The following is a 21,743-nucleotide window of genomic DNA, read 5'->3' on the forward strand; positions in this document are numbered from 1 at the left end:
TGAGGAGTGTGTCGTGAAGTCGAAATTGTTGATACCGGTTCTGGCGTTGGGTGTATTCGGAATCATCACTACGGAGATGGGCATTATCGGGGTTCTGCCTCAGATCAGCGAAAAGTTCGGTATCACCGCGTCGACTGCCGGATGGTTGGTCGGTGTGTTTGCACTCGTCGTGGCGGTGACCGGTCCGTTCACAACGCTGATCACCTCGGGAATCAACAGGAGAACCGTTCTGTTGGTGGCGATTGCAGTCTTTGCGGTCTCAAATGTGGTGTATGCGACCACATCGAGTTTCGAGGTGATGTTTGCATTTCGGATCATCCCCGCCGTGGTTCATCCGGTCTTCTTCGCTGTCGCGCTTGCAAGTGCGGTTCGTCTGGTATCGCCGGAACAGGCGACCGCCGCGGTGACCAAGGTATTTGCAGGCGTCACAGTCGGATTCGCGTTCGGCGTGCCCTTGACGTCCTATTTGGCCGAGAACTTTTCGGTGTCGACAGCATTCGTGTTCGGAGCCGTGGTCAACGTTCTCGCGTTTCTCGGAATTGTCGTACTTCTGCCCTCGGCTCCTGTGACACAACGCCTGTCGTACGGTGCACAGGTCGGGATACTTCGCCGGCCGCGCGTGTGGTTGACCATTCTTTCCGTCACCTTCGTCTTCGCAGCCATGTTCTCGGTGTACGGATACTTTGCCGAATACCTCGGCGAAGTGACCGGCATGAGCGGATCGTGGATCAGCGCGATGCTCTTGGCTTTCGGTGTCGTGATGATCTTCGGCAACTTCGTCTTCGGGGCTCTGCTCGCCAAGGGGGTGGTGCGCACGGTTGTGGCTTTTCCCTTGCTGTACATCGTCGTCTACGTGATGCTCTATCTGGCGGGCCCGTACTTCGGCGCGATGGTTGTAGCCGTGTTGGTTTGGGGTGTAGTGCATTCCGGTGGACTGGTGGTTTCGCAGAGCTGGATGGGGCGAGACGCAGTCGACGCGCCTGAATTCGGCAACAGCCTTTTCATCTCGTTCTCCAACCTGGGGATCACGCTCGGCACTGCGGTCGGTGGACTGTTTCTCGCGCATTTCGAAACCCGCCAATTAGTCTGGGCTGGAGTATTGTTCGCGATCCTGGCGCTGCTGGTGACAGGTGTTCGACTCTCGCTCAGGCACGCTCACAGCGAGAACGGTGTCAGTGTACCGGTGTAGTTCTTGGGAAGTGGCCGTGCGAACTCGCCGCGCGAACTGGTCGACAGTCCGAGGGTGACCAACGACTGAACCATCGTGACCCCAGCGGCAACGCCGTCGACTACCGGGACACCCAGTTCGTCGGACAAGTCCTGGCACAGGTCCGCCATGCCGGCGCAACCCAGCACGAGGACGTCCGAGTCGTCTTGCTCCAATGCGTCGAAACAGGCTTCCAAGATCACCTTTCGCGCGTCGGGATCACGATCGAGTTCCAGAACCGGAATCTCGCAGGAGTGGATACCCCGGCACCGAGCCTGCATGCCGTACCGGTCCACCAGATCGGCTGCGCGGCCGCGGGTTCGACCGAGAGTGGTCACGATGCTGAATCCGCGACCCAGGAAACTTGCGTAGTTCATGGCCGCTTCGGCAACAGCTACGACGGGGCCCTTGGCCAACTCTCGGGCTGCATCAAGACCTGGGTCACCGAAGCAAGCGATGACGTAGCCGTCGACTTCGTTCTTTTCTCCGGCGGCGATCTCGGTCAGGATTCCGGGGACGCTGAGAGCTTCGTCGTAGTGGCTTTCGATCGACGCGGGACCCATGGCAGGGCTGACAGCCTCGACGAATGTGCCCGAGCCTGCGACGGTCCGGGCACATTCCTCGATCTTGGCGGTCATCGCCCACGTGGTGTTGGGGTTGATCACCTTGATTCTCATGACGATCAGTCGACCGTCACAGTGTCGGGAGAGGAAGCATTCCGGACAGCTGAGGAAGAGCGCGCGGCGAGTAGGTAATAGACGGTGAATCCGAGCCCACAACCGATGAACCAGCTGTACTGCGCTGCGGTGTACATCCCGGTGAGGTCCTTGCCCAGGACCGGGACCATCGCGACGACGGCTCCCACCACGGTGGCGATCACTGCAGCAGGGTTGTATCCCTTGCTGTACCAGTAGGTTCCGGTCGGCGACATGCTGAACAGTTCGTCGACGATGACCTTCTGCTTGCGCACGAGGTAGTAGTCGGCAATCAGAATTCCGAACAGCGGACCGATGAAGGCTCCGAGGGTTTCGAGTGTGTAGTGAATGACGTCCGGATTGTTGTACAAGTTCCACGGCGTGATGAGGATCGAGCCGATCGCTGCGATCATTCCGCCGGCGCGCCAGCTGATCTTCTGCGGACTCACGTTGGAGAAGTCGAAGGCCGGGGAAATGAAGTTGGCCACGATGTTGATGCCGATCGTGGCGATGGTGAAGGTGAGTGCGCCGAGAACGATGGCGAAGGTGCTGTCGATTCGTGCAACGGTCGCAACGGGATCGGTGATCAGTTCGCCGTACACCGGCAGCGTCAACGATGCAGTGACGACGACCAACACCGAGAATACGAGGAAGTTCAACGGCAAACCGAGGAAGTTGCCCTTCTTGACGGCAGTGAACGACTTTCCGTAGCGGGAGAAGTCGCCGAAGTTGAGCATCGGTCCGGAGAAGTACGAGACAACCAGAGCGATCGCACCGAGCATGACCGGCACGGCGTCGAAACCCGAGTACTTGACGTCGCCGAGCGTGAGATCGATGGCGCTCCAGCCTGCCTTGTAGATCAGGTAGCCGCACAGCATGAACATCACGACATACACAGCCGGCCCGCAGAAGTCGATGAAGCGGCGGATCGATTCCATGCCTCGCCAGAAGACACAGGCCTGAAGTACCCACAGGAGCATGAAACTTCCCCAGCCCAGTGCGGAGAGTCCGGCGAATCCGTAGTCTTCGACGACGGCATAGGGCGCGAGTGACGGAAAGAGTTTGATCAGTACGACATCGAGGGCTGCTGAAGCGAGGAAGGTTTGAATTCCATACCAAGCCACGGCAATCAGGCCACGAATGATTGCCGGGATGTTCGCGCCGAGGACGCCGAACACGCTGCGGCAGATCACCGGATACGGCACGCCGGTAACTTGGCTGGGCTTGGCGACGAGATTGCAGAAGAAGTAGACGATCGTGATACCGACCAGCAGGGCGACGAGTACTTGCCAGCTGGCCAATCCCAGTGCGAAAAGACTACCGGCAGTGACATATCCGCCGACGCTGTGTACGTCGGACATCCAGAAGGCGAAGATGTTGTACGACGACCAGGTCTGCTTGCGAAGCGGCGCCAAGTCCTCGTTGGTCAAACGAGGGTCGTAGCCCGGCTTGATCAGGCCGCTTCCGACAGGGTGACCCGCGGCTTCGACAAGGTCACCCGATCCGGTTTCCTTTGGGGGAGTGGGGGTAGTGGTCGTTCGGGACGGAAGAATGTCGGTCATGACAGCTCCTGTGCATCAGTGCAGGAAATCAGCGGACGGTGCCACGAGCTCTCAGCGTCAGTGATGAAAACTGTGTTGAGAGAAAGGTATCGATGCTGTGTTGCACGACTATTGCGTGATCGGTATATCTTTTTCGGCCAATAGACCGGTGTCTGTCGGTAGAGTCGCGATCACGGTATCGAGTCGGCGATGATGGATTTCGGAAGCGCTCAGAAGTGCGGATGCGTCCCGACGCAGGAATGCGTCCAGCATCGCGGTGTGATCGGAGTGCAGAACCTGGCGATCGACGCCGGCAACATGGACCATCGGCTGTACAGGTTCGGTGATGTTCCAGGCAGCTTCGAACATGTGCAGAAGTCGAAGCATTTGCGACGGTCGGGTCAGTGCGAGATGAAAGTTTCGGCTCTCACAGTGATAGGACTGAGAGTCGTCGTAGCGCAACGCGATCTCCAAACGGGAGTTCACCTCGACGGCGTGTTCGTGATCCTCTTCGGTTGCCTGCTCGACGGCGACGGCCAATGCAGCTGATTCGAGAGTTTCGCGGACGATGTACATCTCTCGCAGTTCTGCCGGCGTCAGCTGAGCAACGGTGTAGCCGAATTGATGTCGATGGTCGACCAAGGACTCTCCGACCAGTGTTTTCAGTGATTCCCGCACAGGTATTCGACTGACACCGAACACATCAGCCACGTCGCCGAGAGGAATCGGGGTACCCGGAGGCGCCGAACCCGACAGAATCACTCGCCGCAGTTCGTCGAGGATCGTTTGTTGGGGACTTCCGGGAGCATCGATTACCAGTTGCGTCAGCAGTACCGATCTACGGCGCGGCGGCATGTCGCTCTCCCTTCGTCTGTCTGCCAGAGTAGGAATACGTTGTTTCGTCTGCGTGACACCGGTGTGGCCGTCGTGCATCTCGCACTCGGGGGAGAACAAGTGGGCTCCGATCACATGCTCGCGTGAGTGCTGCTCGGGAGGCCGATCGTGGGGGTAGCGTTGTTGTGTAGTGGTATGGCAGAAAGCGAGTCGGTCGATGGCATCCGCTGTGCGCTCAGAAGCCGACCAGCGAGTTGTCGGCAACCTGCCCTTGGAGCTGACGAGTTTCGTCGGTCGTCGGCGTGAGTTGGCCGACGCCAGGAGATTGTTCGAGACGTCCCGTTTGTTGACACTCACCGGGATCGGTGGCGTGGGCAAGACACGGCTCGCGATCCGACTTGCGGGCGCGTTGCAAAGGGTGTTTCGAGACGGTGCCTGGTTGGTGGAACTGGGGGAGCAGACAGATTCGGATCTCCTCGAAGATCATGTCGCCGTGACCCTTGGTGTCCGGTCGGTCTCGTCGGCGGACCCGCTGCAGGCATTGATCGACTACTGCGCCGATCGGAGTCTGCTGTTGGTGCTCGACAACTGTGAACATCTGGTCGATGCCGTCGCTGTGTTCGTAGGCGCGATCCTACGGCGATGTGCCGGCGTCAAGATCCTGGCGACGAGCCGCGAATCGCTGGGCCTGGGCGGTGAGGTGACGATGCGCGTTCCCTCACTCACCACACCGCAGCAACAGCCGCCCGAATTCGAGGGAATTGCCCAGTACGAATCGGTGTCGTTGTTCACCGAGCGTGCGGCTTCCGTCGTACCTGGTTTCACCCTCACCGAGGAGAACAAGCGCGCCGTTGCGCATATCTGTCACGACTTGGATGGACTCCCACTTCCGATCGAACTGGCGGCAGCTCGCCTGCGTGGTATGTCTGCTGAGCAGATCATGAACAGGCTCTCGGATCGATACCGACTTCTTACAACGGGTGGACGCGACGTTCCGAGTCGTCAACAGACGCTGCGATTGTCGATCGATTGGAGTTACGACCTCTGCTCGCCAACCGAACAGCAGTTGTGGGGGAGGTTGTCGGTGTTCTCGGGTGGGTTCGACCTCGACGCCGCTGAGGGCGTGTGTGGGCAGGACATGAATTCGACCGAAGTGCTCGATCTCGTCACCGCGTTGGTCGAGAAGTCCATCCTGATTCGTGAGGAAACCGACGGGGATGTTCGGTACCACCTCCTCGACCTACTCCGGGAGTACGGACATGAAAAGTTGGAGTCCGCCGGTGAGTATTCCGCTCTGCGTCGAAGCCATCGTGATTGGTTCGAGGCACTGGTCGTTCATGCGGAAGCCGAGTGGATCAGTGGCCGGCAAGCTGCCTGGATCGCAAGGCTCGGTCGTGAACAGCGCAACGTCAACGATGCGTTGGAGTACTCGATTTCCACTGCCGGAGAGGCGCGATCTGCAACGCGAATGGTCGGTGCGTTGTACAGATTCTGGCTTGCAGGTGGATTACTTGTGCAGGCGCGTTACTGGACGGATCGAGCCTTGAATGCAGAGGATCGAGAGCTGGATCCGTTCCGAGTGGATGTCTTGGCCATCGACGCCGTGAATCACGCGATGCAGGGGGAACTCGAACGGGCAGAAGAGTTGGTCGACGAGAGTTGGCGCCTGGCAAACGACTTGGCGGATGTGCGCTCGCGCGGCTTGGCGACGTGGGGAGACGGATACGTCGATACCTTCAGAGGTAACTTCGATACCGCTACAGCCAAGCTGGAATCCGCGTTGACGCTGTTTCGACTCGACAAGAATCTGCTGCATGTTGTGATCGGCCTGGACACCTTGGGAGTCGCGTACTTCCTGTCCGGCGCTCTTGATCGCTCTGTGGAGTGCAACGAAGAGATTCTCGCGATCACCGTGCCCGCCGACGAGATGATGTTCCAGGCATTTGCGCTGGGAACTCTCGGGCTCGTGAGCTGGCTCCGAGGTGAATTGGAGGCCGCAAGTGACTATTTGACTCGAAGTTTGAGAATTCTCGATGCCCCGATGAACTCGGCGTGGTGTATCGAGCCGTTGGCGTGGATTGCTGCAGCGCAACGTGATTGGAAGCATGCAGCGGTTCTGCTCGGCGCGGCAGCCATGTATTGGCAGAAGGTCGGGGGACGGCTGGCGGGCCTGCCGGGTTTGTCAGCTCATCACGACACTGCTGCAGAGACTGCTCGCAAAGCCATGGGTGACGATGCTTTCGACAAGTCGTTTCGCAGCGGGTTTGCGATGTCCGAGGGTGAAGCTGTCGCATATGCGCTCGACAAGCGCTCCAGTGTCACGACTGCGTCGTCGGCTGAAGGGCCTCACCTCACTCCTCGTGAGCAGCAAGTTGCGGAACTGGTTGCCCAAGGGTTGACCAATCGCGCGATTGCGGAGCACTTGGTAATCTCGCTGCGCACCGCTCAGGGACACGTGGAACACGTACTGACAAAACTGGGATTCAGTTCCAGAGCGCAGATCGCAGCGTGGTACGTCTCGACCGCGCAGGAGCGTGACTCGCGTGAGGTCAATGGCTCAGCAGGCCGGAGTTGACGTCCGATAGCAGTTCACCACGGTCGTCGCCGCACAAGCAGAACACCGGGTAGCGCTTACCTTCTTCACGCCCCTGAAACGACACTCGTAGCGGTCCAGGCGCATCCGCGCGAGGGGATTCGGTGAGGAAAGTGTACAGCCACGGCCCTTCGTCCAATTCCACGATGGCGAGAACGGTCGAGGGGTCGCCGTGAACCGTTCGCCAGGACACGACAGTGCCGTCTCCGCAACACCGCGTCACGTCCAACCGCGCCCCACGACACCTGGCGCAGACCGCGCTCGCGGGTGAGAGGATGACATCACATTCCGCGCAATGGGGGAGTGTCAATCGTTCGGCTCGCGACGAGCGATTCGAATATCGCCGCGATACACGCTGTTTCATCGAGCTTGCGGGATTCATGTCAGTAACGTCGGGCGAGGTAGTACGGCATCGAGTCCACGGGTGCGCGTTCGACCGACTCCCCGGACGTCGGGGCGTGAACGATCTCACCGCCTCCGGCGTAGATCCCCACATGCTCCCCGCCGTAGTACAGGACCACGTCACCCGGCTGTAGATCGTCCCGGGAAACTGGAGTGCCGCCAACCGCCTGGTCGTAGCTGGTTCGCGGAATCGAAACGCCCGCTTGTGCATAGGCCCATTGAACGAGACCGGAGCAGTCGAACGAGTCCGGCCCGGTCGCGCCCCAGACGTACGGAGCGCCGATCTTGGACTCTGCGGCTGCCAATACGCGGCCTGTATCCGAGGAAGCGAAAGCTGACACCTTCGCCGGATTCGTGTCGACGGAAACTGCGGCGATGTTCCAGTCCCGAAGCACGGGGGCCTGAGCGTTCGCGGTGTCGATACTCACGGCAAGGGTTGTCAGGGAAAGAACGCCGACGACAAGCGCCCTTCCGAGTGCATGCTTCTTCGTGCGGGGGTCGGTGAATCGGTGGTGCGACATTTCTCGTGTTGCCTTTGCGTCGATGCGTCCCGAAGCAGGTGTCCAGCTGGGTGTGATCGGGCTTCGGCTTGCGACACTCAGCCTGGTTGCGCCTCGACGTGTTCGCATCGGTCAGTTGGACGGGGTGCATACCTGTTTCGAGCGGCATTGTGGGTGCAAGGCCTGTTGATCGATCGCGAGAACTTCGACGGACTTTCGTGATCCGAATCAAGGAGGGCACGGCGGCCGGCCTCACCCCGGCTCCGGTCAGGCGATTCGCAGCGGGAGCGCCAACGCTCAACAGTGGCACGGTCGGATGGACCACGATCCTGCGCACAAATGGCTGCGCGAACAAGTACGTGAGGCAAGCGTCTGGCTGGATTCGGCGGACGTTCTGTACTCTCGCAGTCATGCAACAGCGGAGCACAGGAACGGTGACACGGTCACTGTTGCTGCTTCTGCTGCCGTTCATCGCTCTTCTCGCAGTGCCTCCGCTTGGTTCCTCGGGTAGCGCCGCGGTGCTGGGAACTGCGATTGCCGTCTTCGTGGTCGCTGCGCTCGCAACTTCCTCGAAGTACGAACTTCTGCAACTGTGCGCGGTTTCGGCCACTGGCCCGTCTGATGACGAACGCTGCCTGCGTGGTGCTTTCCGCAGGCAGAGCAGCCCGGACGCGCCCGGTCGTCCGCAACCTCGAGCTCCGGGAATCGGTCTGTAGATCGGCAGTCGGCGGGTGTGAACTCGTCGTAGGTCGGTCAGACGTCTTGCGTCCACGACCATTCCCGCGCTCTCATCTCTCTGAGCGTGCATTTCGGTGAGGTTCATTCGTCATGCTCGATTTTGTCTACTACCCCGTGTCCGGAATCCTCTGGTTCTGGCACAAGGTCTTCTCACTGGTCTCCGGATCACCCGACAACGGCGTCGTGTGGGCGTTGTCGGTCGTATTTCTCGTCTTCACGCTCAAAGCCCTGCTGTTCAAACCCTTCGTCAAGCAGGTCCGCACTCAACTGGTGATGCAGAAGCTGCAACCTCAGATCAAGGCGTTGCAGAAGAAGTATTCGGGTGACCGGCAGAAACTCACTGTAGAGATGGCCAAGCTGCAGAAAGAACATAATTACAGTCCGTTGCTCGGCTGTCTGCCGATGCTGGTTCAGGCACCGGTGTTCATTGGTCTTTATCACGTCCTGCGATCGTTCAATCGGACCGGAGCGGCATCGCACGTCCCGTTTCTGAGCCCGACCGAACCGATGTCGGTGGCGGACAACGCGAACACGGCCAACTACTTCTTCAGTGCCTCGGACGTGCAGTCTTTTCTCGACGCCAAACTGTTCGGCGCACCGTTGTCCGCCATGATTTCGAGCCCGGCAGCACAACTGGAAGCATTCGGCGACGTCAGCCGTATCTCCATCATTCTGGTAGCGGTACCGCTGATGATATTTGCCGCCGTCGCTACACATTTCACATCGCGGGCATCCATCGCGCGCCAAGTGGACACCGGAACCGTCAACCCTCAAACAGCGATCATGAACAAGCTCGCATTGTGGGTGTTTCCGGTGGGGGTGATCGCTTTCGGTGCGTTCGCGCCCGTGGCGATCCTGCTGTATTTCGTGAGTAACAACTGCTGGACGCTGGGACAACAGCATTTTGTGTACGGACGCATCGCTGCGGAGCAGAAGGAAGCCGAATCGTCGCCGACTCCCGGAATGGCCGCGCCCCCGTCGCCCAGAGTGGCTGCACCGCCGCTGCCGGGCGCCAAGCCCATCCGCGCCAAGCGCAGGCGATGACGGAAAGCGACCCCTCCCTACCGGCGAGTAAGGCACGTACGCTGGAAAGCATGACCAAATGGACCGCAGAAGACGTAGTCGATCAGACCGGCCGCACATTTGTCGTCACGGGGGCGAACAGCGGACTGGGTGAGGTAGTCGCACGAGCGCTGGGCAAAGCCGGGGCCGACGTCGTCCTCGCCTGTCGTGACACCACGAAGGCCGACGCCGTAGCCGCCGAGATCGGGCCCAACGCGGTTGTCCGCAAATTGGACCTCTCGGATCTGTCGTCGGTACGAGCCTTCGCCGACGCAACGGAGAAGGTCGACGTCCTGGTGAACAACGCCGGCGTGATGGCGGTTCCGTTCCGCCGGACGGTCGACGGATTCGAAATGCAGATCGGCACAAACCATCTCGGACACTTCGCATTGACCGGATTGCTGAAGGACAAGCTCACCGATCGTGTCGTGACGATGTCCAGTGCCCTGCATCAGCTCGGAACTGTCGATCTGGACGATCTCAATTTCGAGCGTCGGAAGTACAACCGATGGTTGGCCTACGGGCAGTCCAAGCTTGCCAATCTGTTGTTCACGTACGAACTTCAACGCAGGTTCGCGGCGTCGGGATCTTCGCTCAAAGCGCTCGCTTCGCATCCGGGATACGCGTCGACGAACCTGCAGGGGCACACCGAGTCGATCCAGGACAAGCTGATGGGAATCGGCAATTCGATCTTCGCGCAGTCCGCGGAGATGGGCGCCCTTCCCGAACTGTGGGCGGCAACCGCGCCGGATGCCTTCGGCGGCAGTTACATCGGACCGGACGGTCCGTTCGAGCAGCGAGGGTATCCGAAGGTCGTGGGGTCGAACAAGAAGTCACACGATACGAAGACAGCCTCGGGTTTGTGGACACTGTCGGAGAAGTTGACCGGAGTCTCGTTCGGGATTTGATTCAGATATGAAGGTGGCTGCGAACTTCGAGAAGTTCGCGGCCACTTTCATATCCGTTCGAGCTAGATGTTGTTCGGGTTACAGCGTGACAACCATCTTGCCGGTGTTCGCGCCGCGCATCAGGTCGATGAACGCTTGCGGTGCATTCTCCAGGCCTTCGACGATGGTCTCGTCCCACTGAATCTTGTTGTCGGCGAGCCACCCTGCCATGTGGGTGCGGAATTCGCCACCGAGGTGACGGTAGCCGCCCACGAGGAATCCGCGCAGTGTGAGCTGCTTGCCGATCACCAGTGCCAGGTTGTGGGGAGCGGTGGGCTTCTCGGTGGTGTTGTACTGAGCGATGGCTCCGCACAGGGCAATCCGGCCACCCTGGTTCATGGCATCGATTGCGGCTTCGAGATGCTCGCCACCGACGTTGTCGAAGTACACGTCGATGCCGTCAGGGGCGGCAGCGGCGAGTAGTTCGGTGATCGGGCCGTCGTGGTAGTCGAATGCCGCATCGAATCCGAGTTCGAGAAGTCGGGCAACCTTCGCCGGTGAACCGGCGCTACCGATTACTCGCTTCGCTCCGAGCAACTTGGCGATCTGACCGACAAGCGATCCGACGGCACCTGCTGCGCCGGAGACGAATACGGTATCGCCTTCCTTGAACTCCGCAACCGCGGTGAGGCCGGCATACGCGGTGAGGCCAGTCATGCCGAGGGCACCCAGGTAGGCCGTCGCCGGCGCGATGGACGTGTCGGCCGGAGTCACTGCGGATCCGTCGAGGATGGCGTATTCACGCCATCCGAGGCCGTGGACGACAACGTCGCCCACGGCGCGATCAGCCGACTTGGATTCGACGACCTCGCCGACGGCACCACCGTCGAGCGGCGCACCGACCTGGAACGGCGGAAGGTAGGACTTCACGTCGTTCATTCGGCCGCGCATGTACGGGTCGACGGAGATGGCGATGTTGCGGACCAGGATCTGGCCGTCTTCGAGTTCGGGGAGTTCTACTTCGGCGGTGGCGAAGTTCTCCGACGTGGGCCAACCGTTCGGGCGTGAAGCGAGACGGATTTCCCGGCTGACAGTGGTAGTGCTCATTCGTCGTCCTTACTTACTTCGAGGGTGACCTCGATGTTGCCGCGAGTTGCATTGGAGTACGGGCACACCTGGTGTGCCTTCTCCGTCAGCTCGACGGCCTGATCATGGGGTAGATGGGGGAGTGAAACCTCCAGCGTCACAGCGAGTCCGAAGCCTCCTGCACCGTTGGGGCCGATGCCGACCCGCGCGCCGACTGCGGAATCAGCCACGTTGGCCTTCTCGGCACGGGCGACCATCTGCAGAGCGGAGTGGAAGCATGCTGCGTATCCGGCGGCAAAGAGCTGCTCGGGGTTGGTGCCTTCGCCGCTGCCACCCATTTCCTTGGGAATGGCGAGGCCGAGATCGAGGCGTCCGTCCGAGGTGCGAGCGTGACCGTTGCGGCCTTCGCCGGTGGCAAGTGCTTCTGCGGTGTAGACGATGTTCATGACTTCTTCTTTCCGTCGGAGTGGGCGTTGGATGCTTGAAGTGACTCACCGAGACGAGTGAGAACGTCTCGGAGTTCGGTGAGTTCGTCGTTACTCAGACCAGTGGCGCCTGCGAGCTTGGCCGGGATGTCCTCGGCCTTGCTACGCAAGGTGGAACCCGCCTCGGTCAGGTGAATCTCGACGCGACGCTCGTCCGTGGTGAGGCGTCGGCGCTCGATGAATCCCAGACCCTCCAGCCTCTTGAGCAGCGGCGACAGAGTTCCGGTATCGAGATCGAGTGCCTCACAGATCTCACGCACGCCCCGGCCGTCTCGTTCCCAGAGTGTCAACAGGACGAGGTACTGAGGATACGTGATTCCCAGGTCGTCGAGCATCGCCCGGTACGCGGCCGTCGTGGCCCGCGACGCCGAATAGAGGGCGAAGCAGACCTGGCGTTCGAGGGCGAGTGGGTTGGTCACGAGAACAACTGTAGCGCACAGTTAAGTTGTGCACAACAAAGAAGTGTCAAATAGATCTACGGATAGGCGGCCGTTCGTCTACGGCGTCGACAGGATCTCGGAGACATGCGAGAGGAAGGTGTGCACTGTCCGGGTAGCGGGCGCAGGAAACCTGGTCCGCACTGCCAATCCGTCGTGAGTTCGTGAGAACCAGAACTGAACGTCGTCGGCGTTCGAGACGCGACTGAGTTGCTGCGGATTGATCGGCGCAGGCTGTGATTCGCTGGACTTTGATTTACGGGGGCGAGATCCACCGGGCATGGTTCGGTAGTCGGCGTAGGACACCGAGAAGATGTCTCTGCGAGTGGGCGAAACCTCGGGCCCCAAGCTCCGCAAAACCTGCCTCGACGACACGGACGACAGTGAAAGTGACTCGTGGAAAGCGAGATTGACTGCCCGGGCAGTGCTGTGAAGATTGTCCATGCTCGTCACGGTGATGGGCGCATTGGCTACCAGCCATCCGAAGGTGTGGTTGTGTCGCGGTTCCCGACGCGTGTGAACAGGGAACAGTAGGTGCGTGTCCCTCTTGCCGGTCAATTGTGTTGTGGCCAAACCGATCGACGCAAGAATTGCACCGAACGAGGAGTGTCGATGATCGGCGCAGTTCTGGTCGAACAGCTCTGCTTCGTCGGCGTCGAGGAGCATTCGGGTGTCTGTGCCCTGGGGCGACATCGCCCCGGCGGGCAGTCCCAGATCTACGGGAAAATGGGGAGTGTCACCCCCGCATGCTCGGAGGAAGGACCGCCAACCCGCAATCCGGCGGTCGCCGGGCTCTGGATCCGCGGTTGCCGATTCCCGGAAGCAGTAGTTGAGGAAACTCCCGGGCTCCGGAAGGAGATCAGACGCGATCGGATCACGGTCCGCCCGCGTGTATTCGCGATACAGAGTGCTGATCTCGGTAATTGCGATGCTCATGGACCAGCCGTCGCAGATGGCATGGTCGAACCCGCAGACCACTGTCGACTGGTCCTCGCGGGTGATGGCACCGAGAAAGTACGCGGGAAACGCGAAAGGATTGCACCATCGATCCAAGCGCTCGCCCAAGAGTTCTCGCACCTGCTCCGGTGTTCTCGCGTCAGCCACTGTTTCCTCACGCAGGCGCAGATCGCCGACGTCGGCGACGTCGACGAACAGTGCCGAGGATTCACCCGATTCTTCGGCCTGGGAGAACGAGCACGACAGGGCGTCGTGACGGGACGTCCATTCCTCGAAGCTGGCCTTGAGTGCGTCCGTGTCGATGGGGCCGGGAACGTCGAAAGTGGCAGCGAGCCAAGTCGTATCGCCGCGGCTGCCGGCAAGATGCAGCTGCTGATTGGAGGTCGGGGGAACCGGATACGTCGTTCCGGTGGAGATTTCGCTCGGCGTCCACTGCAGAATGCGGCCCGGCCGTGCCTCGAACCTGTCGAGAAACGTGATGTGCATCAGGCGGTCTCCACTTCCTGACGTGCATCCGCCTGACGCACGACACGGTAGTCGCCGGTATCAGCGACCGTTCTCAGGACGTTGCGAAGGTGTCGTAGGTACCGATTCACCGATGTGTGCGCCTGCTCGGTGTCCGGAAAACTGACCATCACGTACGTACGGTCTTCCTTCCGGTTGATCCACATCGACAGATCACCCGTCGTTCCTGGCCCACCCAGTGCCCGCGCCTCGAGTTCGTCATGGTGCTCGGCACCTGGAATCAGGCGCATGTCGATGTACGACACCATCGGCGGGACCGAGGTTCCACCGATGTCGGATCCGGTCAACTTCGACACCTGGGCGATCACCGAGTGAATGGACACGTCCGCGAGTCCCTTCACCGCAGCGCGAGCAGCGTGGGCAAGGGGGAGTGCATCGGTAAAGTTCGTGACACCGCTCAGCGTGAACGAGACCGGGACGAGATTGATGAACCAGCCTTGGGAATAGAGGTATCTCGGATCGGAGCGAGTGCCGACTGCGTTGAGCGCGAAGTAGTTCGCTCGATCCGCAACTTCGATCTCGGTGAGGGCGAGGGCTGCGAAGATCCCCGTGGAGAAGCCGACGCCATTGGACTTGCACAGCGCTGCGAACGCGGCTGACTCGTCGCTGTCGAGAACGTCGATGTGTGTGCGGGTCGACCGGGCCTGTTCGCCCCGCGCGACACCGAGGTCGAGGGGGAACGTCGGGAGTTGGCCGGCGTTGGCGGCGAGAATCGAAATCCACTGCTGCACAGGCGCTGCGGCCAGGTCGAGGTTCCCCGCGGATGTCCGTTCCTCGCCGCTGTACTCGACGTAGCTGCCGGGAGAGGGAAGTTGAGCCTCGATGCCGGCGCTTTCGGCGATGTACAGCGCACGAAGTTCTTCGACGCCCAGCATCAACGACAGGCCGTCGGTGTGCGAGTGATCGACGCCGTAGTAGACGGTGAAGCCGGCGCCGTGCTCGACGACGCCACTGATGAACGAGGGCCATTGCAATGGGCTGGTATCGCCGGCGAAACTTCGGCTCACATGCTCGCGAACCGCATCTGTCGTGTTCAGAGAACCGACGCTGTGCGGCGTGAGTTCGATCGTCGACGCATCCACCACGTGACGGTCGATGACCCCGCTACCGTCGGGATCTTCGGATGATCTCACCTCGAACCAACTGTGCAGTGTGTTGTGCCGCAGGACAAACGCCTGGACCGCCCGACGCAGTGCCTCCCGATCGAGATCACCGGGCAGAGTGAACGTGAATCCGATCCACGGTGACCAGTCGACGCCTTGTGCGCGCTTGTGATCGGCGGTACGAATGTGTCCTTCCTGTAGGAACGAGAGCGGTTGGTCGCTCCGCGGTGCCCCGGATGCCGCCGCCAGGGATTGTTCAGTAGGCCTGAACTCGGTGAGCGTCCCGGCTTTCGGTGCCCAGAGATCGATGGGTGTCATTTCCATGAGAGTTCTCCTCGATCGGTGCAGCGGTATTGATCGGTACGGCGGTGTTGGTCGGAGGTGCGAAAGTGTCGGTCGAGAAGGCAAAGTCCTCCATTTCGCGGCGTAGGAGTCCCGCGAACTGATGGATGTGGCGGCTCGTGCGCGCGTTGCCCGGGTGGCGTATGGCCAGATTCAGCCCTTCGGGAGTCCGCGTGAGCCAGATGTAGACGTCGGTTCCCGAATGATCTCGACTACGAAGGCCCCTGGTCTGCCAGCTCGTCCATTGCTCGGCACCAGGAACGTGACGAACGTCCATGTACGACAGCACGAACGGCAGGTGCTGCGGGGAGTCGATCAGCTCGCACACTTTCGAATACGGCAGTGCCGCGGCGGGGCGGACGCGCCGTATCTCCGTGCCGGCAACCTTGGCCAGATCGCTCACGGTTGCGGCGGGGGCAATCGGAATCCTCACCGGCACAACACCGATGAACCATCCCAGCGACGCGGCCCATCGAAGCTCCGAACGGGTGTGTTGCGGCACGACGACGCGGAATTCGTCTGCACCGGTGAGATCGCCGGTCACCTTGGCCGCGCACGCGAGTATCGCGGCCAGGAATCCTTGGTTGCTGCGCTTGCTCGCTTCTGCCAGGCGTTCGGCTCCCCGGGCGCTCAGAAGCCAGGCGGACAGGCTCTGCTGAGGGACTCGGCGTCCGGTGACCGGTTCGGGTAGCGCTGGAAAGTACGGAGCCTCGCCCTGCGCGTAGAACTCGCGCCACGTCTGCACTGCCGGGTGAGAGCGGTCCGCGTGTCCCACGAGATCTCGTTCCTTGGTGCCGAAGTCGATGTAGCTTCCGGTCTCCGGCGGCGAGGGAGGGCTTCCCTCGCTCAACGATCGGTAGATCGTCTGCAGTTCGTGCGCGGTCAACGCCACCGAATATCCGTCCAGCAGAGCATGATCAGCGGCAAAAACCACGGTGAAGTGGTTGGGGCCTTCGATCGTCGCGAACTGATACGCAGGCCAGACAAGTGGATCGGTCGATCGGTCGAGCAGTTGCTGCAGATGCGTGAAGACAGACATCGAGGACGCAAGGTGTCCGACCTCGGCGCCCAGAATCCGAACGTCTCCAGACGCCGCGGTGCGTCGGACTATCGTTTCGCCCTCCACGGCGACGTGTGTTCGGAGCACTTCGTGGCGATCGATCCAGTGATCGAGAGCGGCCGCCCAGGTCCTTCGGTCGAGTCGGTCGTGGATGCGAAACGAGGTGCCCAGCCACGACGGAGTGCACACGTCGGTCTGATGGTGCACCTGCCGTTTCGCCTGCTCGGCATGTTTCAAGTGTGCCTCGTGTATGTAGCTGGCGGGACGCTGGTCGACAGGCCACAGCTCGGGCGGATTCACCGCGGCGGGAGTCCACTCGGTGACGGTCCCTGGAGGTAGGGGATAGTCGGCAAGTTCCGTGAATTCCATTGGGAAACCTGATCTCTCGAGATGGCGAAAGGTGGGGATCGTGAACGGGGCGGATGTTTGTAACCGAGAGTGACAGATGATTAGTCAAGGCAAGTAGAACGCGGCCCGAGGCTCCGCGCAACTGCTTCGGTGCGGGATGTGACGAGGAACATTCCGCTCGTTATTTCGGACAATTCGAATACTGGACATCCGGTTTACGGCCCTGGTCACCTGTCAGTTGATCGATCAATCACTCTGTGGTGAAACAAATTTCAACAGACCGTTGTGAATTCCGTCGGCGACGAAGCATGTGCGCATGCGAACGTCGGAATATGTTTATGTGTAGCAAGTTTCGTATAGATTCGGCTGTATCTCTTTTAATTGCAACAGGGTTCGTGTACTGCCGTCGTGTCGTTTCGGCGCGCGGATTGTTCACCGAGTATTGACATGCTCGGCATCTGCCGGTCGTATGCAGACGGTATTTCTAAGCGATGACTGATCCGATGGAATACGACCTGGTTGTGATCGGCTCCGGCCCGGGTGGGCAGAAGGCTGCCATCGCGGCGGCCAAGCTGGGTAAACGGGTAGCGATGGTCGAGAAGGGCAACATGCTCGGGGGAGTGTGCGTCAACACTGGCACCATTCCGTCGAAGACGTTGCGTGAGGCGGTTCTCTACCTCACCGGGATGAACCAACGCGAACTGTACGGCGCGAGTTACCGCGTCAAGGAGAACATCACTCCGGCCGACCTGCTGGCGCGAACCCAGCATGTCATCACCAAAGAAATCGAAGTCGTTCGATCTCAGCTTCTGCGCAACCGCGTCGAATTGTTGATAGGGGTCGGCTCGTTCGTCGACGAGCACACCATCCTCGTCGAGGACTCCTCGCGCGGAGACAAGATGACGATCACGGCGAAGTTCGTCGTGATCGCGACCGGAACGTTGCCTGCTCGCCCGGCGGGGGTGTCCTTCGACAGTCACCGGGTGCTCGACTCCGACGGAATCCTCGATCTGACCTCCATCCCGACCACCATGGTCGTCGTGGGCGCGGGAGTGATCGGTATCGAGTACGCATCGATGTTCGCGGCACTCGGCACCAAGGTCACCGTCGTCGAGAAGAGGACGTCGATGCTGGACTTCTGCGACCCCGAGGTCATCGAATCGCTTCGATTCCATCTACGCGATCTGGCGGTCACTTTCCGATTCGGTGAAGAAGTGACGGCCGTCGACGTCGGAGCGAACGGAACGCTCACGACGCTGCGCAGCGGCAAGCAGATTCCAGCCGAGACCGTGATGTACTCGGCTGGACGGCAAGGCCTCACGGCGCCACTCGCGCTGGAGAACGCCGGGCTCGAAGCCGACGAACGTGGCCGTATCTACGTCGACGACAATTTCCGCACCAAGGTCGAACACATCTACGCCGTCGGTGACGTCATCGGATTCCCGGCGTTGGCGGCGACGTCGATGGATCAAGGTCGACTCGCGGCCTATCATGCCTTCGACGAACCAGGCGCGAAGCTGATGGATCTGCAGCCGATCGGCATCTACTCGATTCCCGAGGTGTCGTACGTGGGCGCCACCGAGGTCGATTTGACCAAGGAATCGGTGCCGTACGAGGTCGGGGTTTCCCGATACCGCGAACTCGCACGCGGGCAGATCGCAGGCGACACCTACGGGATGCTCAAGATCCTGGTGTCGACGGATGACCTGAAACTGCTCGGTGTTCATATCTTCGGCTCGGGTGCAACGGATCTCGTGCATATCGGCCAAGCGGTGATGGGGTGCGGCGGGACCGTCGAATACCTTGTCGACGCCGTCTTCAACTATCCGACACTGTCCGAGGCGTACAAGGTGGCGGCGCTCGACGTCATGAACAAGATCAGGGCTCTCAAGCAATTCCACTAGGGGTCGGGGTGTCCCCAGGTACCGGTCAGGGGCGGTCGGTGTACTTCTCGGGTAGCACTTGTTCGAATACCTGAGGGTGATGTCAGGCCTGGGGAAATAAGGCAGGGTCTATCTCCATGACCATTGCCCAGGAACTTCGTGTGGAATTTCGATGCTGATCGGACTGATTGCCGCGATCGTGGCATGCGTCGGGTACGGCGTTGCATCCGTGCTGCAAGCCTACGGCGCGCGCAAGTCGGCAGCTGCCGCCGAGCAGCGTGGCGAGGCCGGACACGTGACGGCGTCGGGTGGCCCGACCTTGCGTTCGACGTTCGCGGCCGCGCTGACGGCGTCGTTCATCCTGGGCACCGTGCTCGATGCGGTCGGATTCGCCGGAAGTGCCATCTCCGCGCGGCTCATTCCACTGTTCTTGTCGCAGACAGTGGTCAGTGCCAATCTCGTCATCACGGCAGTGCTGGGGACCGTGGTCCTCGGCATCCAGTTGCATCGTCGCGACTGGTTCGCGATCGCTGCGGTGATCGGATCGCTCCTGCTGCTCGGATTGTCGTCAGGTCACGCGGGCGGTGGGAGTTCCAACGACGTCGTCCATTGGGGTGTCCTCGTGGGCTCGGCGTTGATCTTGCTGATCGGCATCGGTTTGATCCGATGGTTGGGCTCACGCGCAGCAGTTGTCGCCGGGTTGATCTCGGGTGTGCTGTTCGGCTGTCTGGCCATTGCCGTACGCGTGGTCTACGGAATCGATCCGTTCGAAATCGGTACGATGCTCCGCGATCCGGCCGGCTGGGCGATCCTCGTTTCGGGCCTGGGCGGTTTCTATCTGCATACGGTGGCGCTGCAACTGGGATCCGTCAACGGAGCGACAGCGGCTCTGGTTGTCGGCGAGACGGTGGTTCCGGGAATCGTCGGCGTCGTGGTGCTCGGCGACACGTCGAGACCGGGCCTGGAATGGCTTGCCGTCGTCGGCTTCGTCGGGGCAATCGCGGGTGCCGTCGCCGTGGCCGTCTTCGGCGCGGCGAGCCACGAGGAGAAACCGGTCGAAGAAGTGACCGTCTGATCCGGTAGACGAAAGTGTCCTCGAAGACACGACGGCGAACACGACTACAGACGTGTTAGAAAGGCAGTTCAGGCCGATCTCGGAGGGGTAGTCATGCAAGGGGCAGCAGCGAAGCACGAGGCCGAAGCCATCGCCGGAAACAAGGCAAATTGGGACGATCGCGCCGATGTGCATGTGCGCTCCGAAATGTATGACGTCGGCGGGTTTCTCGCCAACAGAGCGACCATTTCCACAGTTGTGCAGAACGACTTGTCGATTCTGGCCCCGCATCTGCCACAGTCAGGAGTGCAAGGTCACTCGCTCCTGCATTTGCAGTGCCACATCGGGATCGACACGATCTCCTGGGCGCGTCTTGGTGCGATCGACGTGCACGGGCTTGATCTGTCACCCAACTCTCTGCACCACGCTGCTCGTATCGCAAAGGCAGACAACCGCGAGATCACCTGGGTGGAAGGTGATGCGCGATTCGCCTCGACGCTGATCGACCGACGTTTCGACGCGATCGTCACCAGTGCCGGAACAATCGTCTGGTTGCCGGAACTCACCGCTTGGGCTCAGTCGATCCACGACCTCCTCGAGCCTGGTGGGGTGTTTCAGATCCGGGACGATCATCCGATCCTCGGCGCAATGGCGTTCGAGCCGTGGATGATCACCGACGACTACCTCTCCGGAGGCGGCATGCGATCGTACGAAGACTCGGCGACTTACACCGGGACCTCCGATGGGCAGATAGCGCACACTGCCAACCACGAATGGCGCCACGACCTAGGCGAGGTCATTGGTTCATTGCTGGATGCGGGTCTTCATATCGAATCAGTTTCGGAACTTCCCTATATGGACTGGCCGGCCTTTCCCGAACTCGTTCCATGCGCCAACGGATGGACTCTGCCGAGCCACTCTCCGCGGATACCGTTGAACTTCGCCATCGTCGCCAGGCGAAATCAGCGAAGTGAGTGAGCAGAGCCGATCCCTTGGAAGACTTCGAATTATTCCTCGAGCGGCGTGGCCGTATTTCGTGCATGATCGTCGGATGGCTTTGTCCCGGTTGTTGCCTGTCAGCTCGCCCTTTTCGCAAGTCGGCGCGTCTGGTGTGGTGCGTCCAGGAATCGAGTTAATCGTAGTTCTTTCGAGCTAATACTTCTGGTGGATAGTGCTTTTCGCTCGAACTCTGCTCGGCGTTGTTGCAACCGTTCGGCGAAGTTGCAATATCAGGTTCGAATGAACCTGCGTCGCTGTTCGATCGGTCAATTGGTAACGGAAACCGCGTTCTCGCAGATAGTTCCAGTGCGCCCCAACGTCCCGCATACGTTGTGCGGTCACGGGCAGCGGGACGAAGAACGGAGGAAAGTGATGAGCAGCTTGGATATTCAACGCTGGTCGAACGACTTCACCGCGCTGACCAAGGTCATATCGGAAGGCATCGAGCAGTTTGTTCTCCGGTTCATTTCCAGCTGAAGTGATCTGAGCTCGCTGCCTGTCATGGAATTATTGATCTCCACCGCGGTTCGGAGGATGAATCGTGATGAAGCAGAGGTTCTTACGGGGTTTCGGAGGCCTGGGCGGGGGCGAGCAGGTAGGAGAACACGTACGTAACTGCGGCGATGACCGCCAGTACGATCAAGGACATCGGGAACCCTGCGGCATCTCGCACCGGGTCACCAGTAGCGACGACAGCCGACATGAACACTCCGATTACCAGCAATGTCACCGCCAAGGCAGAGCACGCAGCGAACCGATGCTTCCAGCAGCAGACTGTGCGCGCCGGCCATGTGTGGCTTGTTCTCAGGGCGCAGCGCCCACCTGCAACAGCGCTCGAGCCGACAATCAGCCCTGCCAGCGCTCCGATGAAGGCGGGTATGAACAGTCCTCCCCAGGACCAGGCTCCATCGCCGACTATCGGGATCATCACGGCGACACCTGTGACCGCACCTGTGAGCGCAGCCAGACTCAGTTCCTTGTCGACCCAGCTCATGGATCAACTAG

21 protein-coding genes are annotated in these 21,743 nt (G+C 60.6%); 9 read left to right on the forward strand and 12 right to left on the reverse strand.

Annotated features, from left to right (window positions below):
- The first annotated feature begins 13 nt into the window (after window positions 1–13).
- Window positions 14–1,189 (forward strand): MFS transporter, encoded by a 1,176-nt coding sequence (locus ASU23_RS09285; RefSeq protein WP_003939751.1) that lies wholly within the window; start codon window positions 14–16, stop codon window positions 1,187–1,189.
- On the opposite strand, the gene ASU23_RS09290 is transcribed toward ASU23_RS09285, so the two are convergent.
- The 3 genes from ASU23_RS09290 to ASU23_RS09300 form a co-directional block, all read right to left on the reverse strand.
- The gene (locus tag ASU23_RS09290; protein ID WP_007733934.1) at window positions 1,156–1,884 is read right to left on the reverse strand and encodes an aspartate/glutamate racemase family protein; all 729 of its coding nucleotides are present in this window, start codon (window positions 1,882–1,884) and stop codon (window positions 1,156–1,158) included. The two genes, ASU23_RS09285 and ASU23_RS09290, sit on opposite strands and share 34 nt — an antisense overlap.
- Window positions 1,885–1,889: 5 nt before the next feature.
- A complete protein-coding gene (locus tag ASU23_RS09295; protein ID WP_058037776.1) occupies window positions 1,890–3,464 on the reverse strand; it encodes an NCS1 family nucleobase:cation symporter-1 in 1,575 nt (524 codons plus the stop codon).
- A gap of 108 nt (window positions 3,465–3,572) precedes the next feature.
- A complete protein-coding gene (locus tag ASU23_RS09300) occupies window positions 3,573–4,298 on the reverse strand; it encodes a GntR family transcriptional regulator (RefSeq protein ID WP_058037903.1) in 726 nt (241 codons plus the stop codon).
- 196 nt (window positions 4,299–4,494) lie between these two features.
- Here ASU23_RS09300 and ASU23_RS09305 point away from each other — a divergent pair, with 196 nt between their 5' ends.
- A complete protein-coding gene (locus ASU23_RS09305; protein ID WP_007733939.1) occupies window positions 4,495–6,852 on the forward strand; it encodes a LuxR C-terminal-related transcriptional regulator in 2,358 nt (785 codons plus the stop codon).
- Here the strand turns inward: ASU23_RS09305 and ASU23_RS09310 are convergent.
- Both ASU23_RS09310 and ASU23_RS09315 read right to left on the reverse strand, forming a co-directional pair.
- Window positions 6,827–7,063 (reverse strand): hypothetical protein, encoded by a 237-nt coding sequence (locus ASU23_RS09310; RefSeq protein ID WP_007733940.1) that lies wholly within the window; start codon window positions 7,061–7,063, stop codon window positions 6,827–6,829. The two genes, ASU23_RS09305 and ASU23_RS09310, sit on opposite strands and share 26 nt — an antisense overlap.
- A 190-nt stretch (window positions 7,064–7,253) precedes the next feature.
- On the reverse strand, window positions 7,254–7,793 hold the full coding sequence (locus tag ASU23_RS09315) for a C40 family peptidase (protein WP_039973374.1): 540 nt from the start codon (window positions 7,791–7,793) through the stop codon (window positions 7,254–7,256).
- 389 nt (window positions 7,794–8,182) lie between these two features.
- Here ASU23_RS09315 and ASU23_RS09320 point away from each other — a divergent pair, with 389 nt between their 5' ends.
- From ASU23_RS09320 to ASU23_RS09330, 3 genes are all read left to right on the forward strand, one after another.
- Entirely contained in the window at window positions 8,183–8,488 is a 306-nt protein-coding gene (locus tag ASU23_RS09320) for a DUF6412 domain-containing protein (RefSeq protein WP_029256089.1), read from the forward strand.
- 112 nt (window positions 8,489–8,600) lie between these two features.
- Window positions 8,601–9,554, forward strand: a complete 954-nt coding sequence (gene yidC, locus ASU23_RS09325; protein WP_058037777.1) for a membrane protein insertase YidC — start codon at window positions 8,601–8,603, stop codon at window positions 9,552–9,554.
- A gap of 50 nt (window positions 9,555–9,604) precedes the next feature.
- Window positions 9,605–10,480, forward strand: a complete 876-nt coding sequence (locus ASU23_RS09330; protein ID WP_030535283.1) for an oxidoreductase — start codon at window positions 9,605–9,607, stop codon at window positions 10,478–10,480.
- 78 nt (window positions 10,481–10,558) lie between these two features.
- On the opposite strand, the gene ASU23_RS09335 is transcribed toward ASU23_RS09330, so the two are convergent.
- The 6 genes from ASU23_RS09335 to ASU23_RS09360 all read right to left on the reverse strand — a co-directional run bounded on the left by ASU23_RS09335 (window position 10,559) and on the right by ASU23_RS09360 (window position 16,823).
- A complete protein-coding gene (locus ASU23_RS09335) occupies window positions 10,559–11,566 on the reverse strand; it encodes an NADP-dependent oxidoreductase (protein ID WP_019745038.1) in 1,008 nt (335 codons plus the stop codon).
- On the reverse strand, window positions 11,563–11,991 hold the full coding sequence (locus tag ASU23_RS09340; RefSeq protein ID WP_003939720.1) for an organic hydroperoxide resistance protein: 429 nt from the start codon (window positions 11,989–11,991) through the stop codon (window positions 11,563–11,565). Before ASU23_RS09340 ends, ASU23_RS09335 begins: the two co-directional genes overlap by 4 nt.
- A complete protein-coding gene (locus ASU23_RS09345; RefSeq protein ID WP_003940568.1) occupies window positions 11,988–12,449 on the reverse strand; it encodes a MarR family winged helix-turn-helix transcriptional regulator in 462 nt (153 codons plus the stop codon). The genes ASU23_RS09340 and ASU23_RS09345 overlap by 4 nt, the downstream gene beginning before the upstream one ends.
- A gap of 78 nt (window positions 12,450–12,527) precedes the next feature.
- A complete protein-coding gene (locus tag ASU23_RS09350) occupies window positions 12,528–13,910 on the reverse strand; it encodes a condensation domain-containing protein (RefSeq protein ID WP_058037778.1) in 1,383 nt (460 codons plus the stop codon).
- Window positions 13,910–15,376: a condensation domain-containing protein gene (locus ASU23_RS09355; RefSeq protein ID WP_058037779.1), complete on the reverse strand. Its 1,467-nt coding sequence runs from the start codon at window positions 15,374–15,376 to the stop codon at window positions 13,910–13,912. The genes ASU23_RS09350 and ASU23_RS09355 overlap by 1 nt, the downstream gene beginning before the upstream one ends.
- Window positions 15,309–16,823 (reverse strand): condensation domain-containing protein, encoded by a 1,515-nt coding sequence (locus ASU23_RS09360; RefSeq protein ID WP_058037780.1) that lies wholly within the window; start codon window positions 16,821–16,823, stop codon window positions 15,309–15,311. The genes ASU23_RS09355 and ASU23_RS09360 overlap by 68 nt, the downstream gene beginning before the upstream one ends.
- 470 nt (window positions 16,824–17,293) lie before the next feature.
- Between ASU23_RS09360 and sthA the strand changes: the two genes are divergently transcribed.
- The 4 genes from sthA (at window position 17,294) to ASU23_RS34485 (ending at window position 21,215) form a co-directional block, all read left to right on the forward strand.
- Complete coding sequence (sthA, locus tag ASU23_RS09365) at window positions 17,294–18,706, forward strand: Si-specific NAD(P)(+) transhydrogenase (protein ID WP_054188916.1); 1,413 nt, start codon at window positions 17,294–17,296, stop codon at window positions 18,704–18,706.
- Between the two features lie 151 nt (window positions 18,707–18,857).
- Window positions 18,858–19,760: a hypothetical protein gene (locus ASU23_RS09370; RefSeq protein WP_058037781.1), complete on the forward strand. Its 903-nt coding sequence runs from the start codon at window positions 18,858–18,860 to the stop codon at window positions 19,758–19,760.
- Between the two features lie 93 nt (window positions 19,761–19,853).
- A complete protein-coding gene (locus tag ASU23_RS09375) occupies window positions 19,854–20,717 on the forward strand; it encodes a bifunctional 2-polyprenyl-6-hydroxyphenol methylase/3-demethylubiquinol 3-O-methyltransferase UbiG (RefSeq protein WP_007733954.1) in 864 nt (287 codons plus the stop codon).
- 261 nt (window positions 20,718–20,978) lie between these two features.
- Complete coding sequence (locus ASU23_RS34485; protein WP_058037782.1) at window positions 20,979–21,215, forward strand: hypothetical protein; 237 nt, start codon at window positions 20,979–20,981, stop codon at window positions 21,213–21,215.
- Between the two features lie 82 nt (window positions 21,216–21,297).
- On the opposite strand, the gene ASU23_RS09385 is transcribed toward ASU23_RS34485, so the two are convergent.
- Window positions 21,298–21,732, reverse strand: a complete 435-nt coding sequence (locus tag ASU23_RS09385) for a hypothetical protein (protein WP_058037783.1) — start codon at window positions 21,730–21,732, stop codon at window positions 21,298–21,300.
- Window positions 21,733–21,743: the final 11 nt, after the last annotated feature.

This window comes from Rhodococcus sp. KB6 (genome assembly GCF_001445685.1).
Taxonomy (GTDB): Bacteria; Actinomycetota; Actinomycetes; order Mycobacteriales; family Mycobacteriaceae; genus Rhodococcus_F; species Rhodococcus_F qingshengii.

Coding starts and splice junctions, on each gene's coding strand:
- ASU23_RS09290 (WP_007733934.1), bottom strand. CDS start 1,884: ATGAGAATCAAGGTGATCAACCCCAACACCACGTGGGCGATGACCGCC.
- ASU23_RS09295 (WP_058037776.1), bottom strand. CDS start 3,464: ATGACCGACATTCTTCCGTCCCGAACGACCACTACCCCCACTCCCCCA.
- ASU23_RS09300 (WP_058037903.1), bottom strand. CDS start 4,298: ATGCCGCCGCGCCGTAGATCGGTACTGCTGACGCAACTGGTAATCGAT.
- ASU23_RS09305 (WP_007733939.1), top strand. CDS start 4,495: ATGGCATCCGCTGTGCGCTCAGAAGCCGACCAGCGAGTTGTCGGCAAC.
- ASU23_RS09315 (WP_039973374.1), bottom strand. CDS start 7,793: ATGTCGCACCACCGATTCACCGACCCCCGCACGAAGAAGCATGCACTC.
- ASU23_RS09320 (WP_029256089.1), top strand. CDS start 8,183: ATGCAACAGCGGAGCACAGGAACGGTGACACGGTCACTGTTGCTGCTT.
- yidC (WP_058037777.1), top strand. CDS start 8,601: ATGCTCGATTTTGTCTACTACCCCGTGTCCGGAATCCTCTGGTTCTGG.
- ASU23_RS09330 (WP_030535283.1), top strand. CDS start 9,605: ATGACCAAATGGACCGCAGAAGACGTAGTCGATCAGACCGGCCGCACA.
- ASU23_RS09335 (WP_019745038.1), bottom strand. CDS start 11,566: ATGAGCACTACCACTGTCAGCCGGGAAATCCGTCTCGCTTCACGCCCG.
- ASU23_RS09340 (WP_003939720.1), bottom strand. CDS start 11,991: ATGAACATCGTCTACACCGCAGAAGCACTTGCCACCGGCGAAGGCCGC.
- ASU23_RS09350 (WP_058037778.1), bottom strand. CDS start 13,910: ATGCACATCACGTTTCTCGACAGGTTCGAGGCACGGCCGGGCCGCATT.
- ASU23_RS09355 (WP_058037779.1), bottom strand. CDS start 15,376: ATGGAAATGACACCCATCGATCTCTGGGCACCGAAAGCCGGGACGCTC.
- ASU23_RS09360 (WP_058037780.1), bottom strand. CDS start 16,823: ATGGAATTCACGGAACTTGCCGACTATCCCCTACCTCCAGGGACCGTC.
- sthA (WP_054188916.1), top strand. CDS start 17,294: ATGACTGATCCGATGGAATACGACCTGGTTGTGATCGGCTCCGGCCCG.
- ASU23_RS09370 (WP_058037781.1), top strand. CDS start 18,858: ATGCTGATCGGACTGATTGCCGCGATCGTGGCATGCGTCGGGTACGGC.
- ASU23_RS09375 (WP_007733954.1), top strand. CDS start 19,854: ATGCAAGGGGCAGCAGCGAAGCACGAGGCCGAAGCCATCGCCGGAAAC.
- ASU23_RS34485 (WP_058037782.1), top strand. CDS start 20,979: ATGAACCTGCGTCGCTGTTCGATCGGTCAATTGGTAACGGAAACCGCG.
- ASU23_RS09385 (WP_058037783.1), bottom strand. CDS start 21,732: ATGAGCTGGGTCGACAAGGAACTGAGTCTGGCTGCGCTCACAGGTGCG.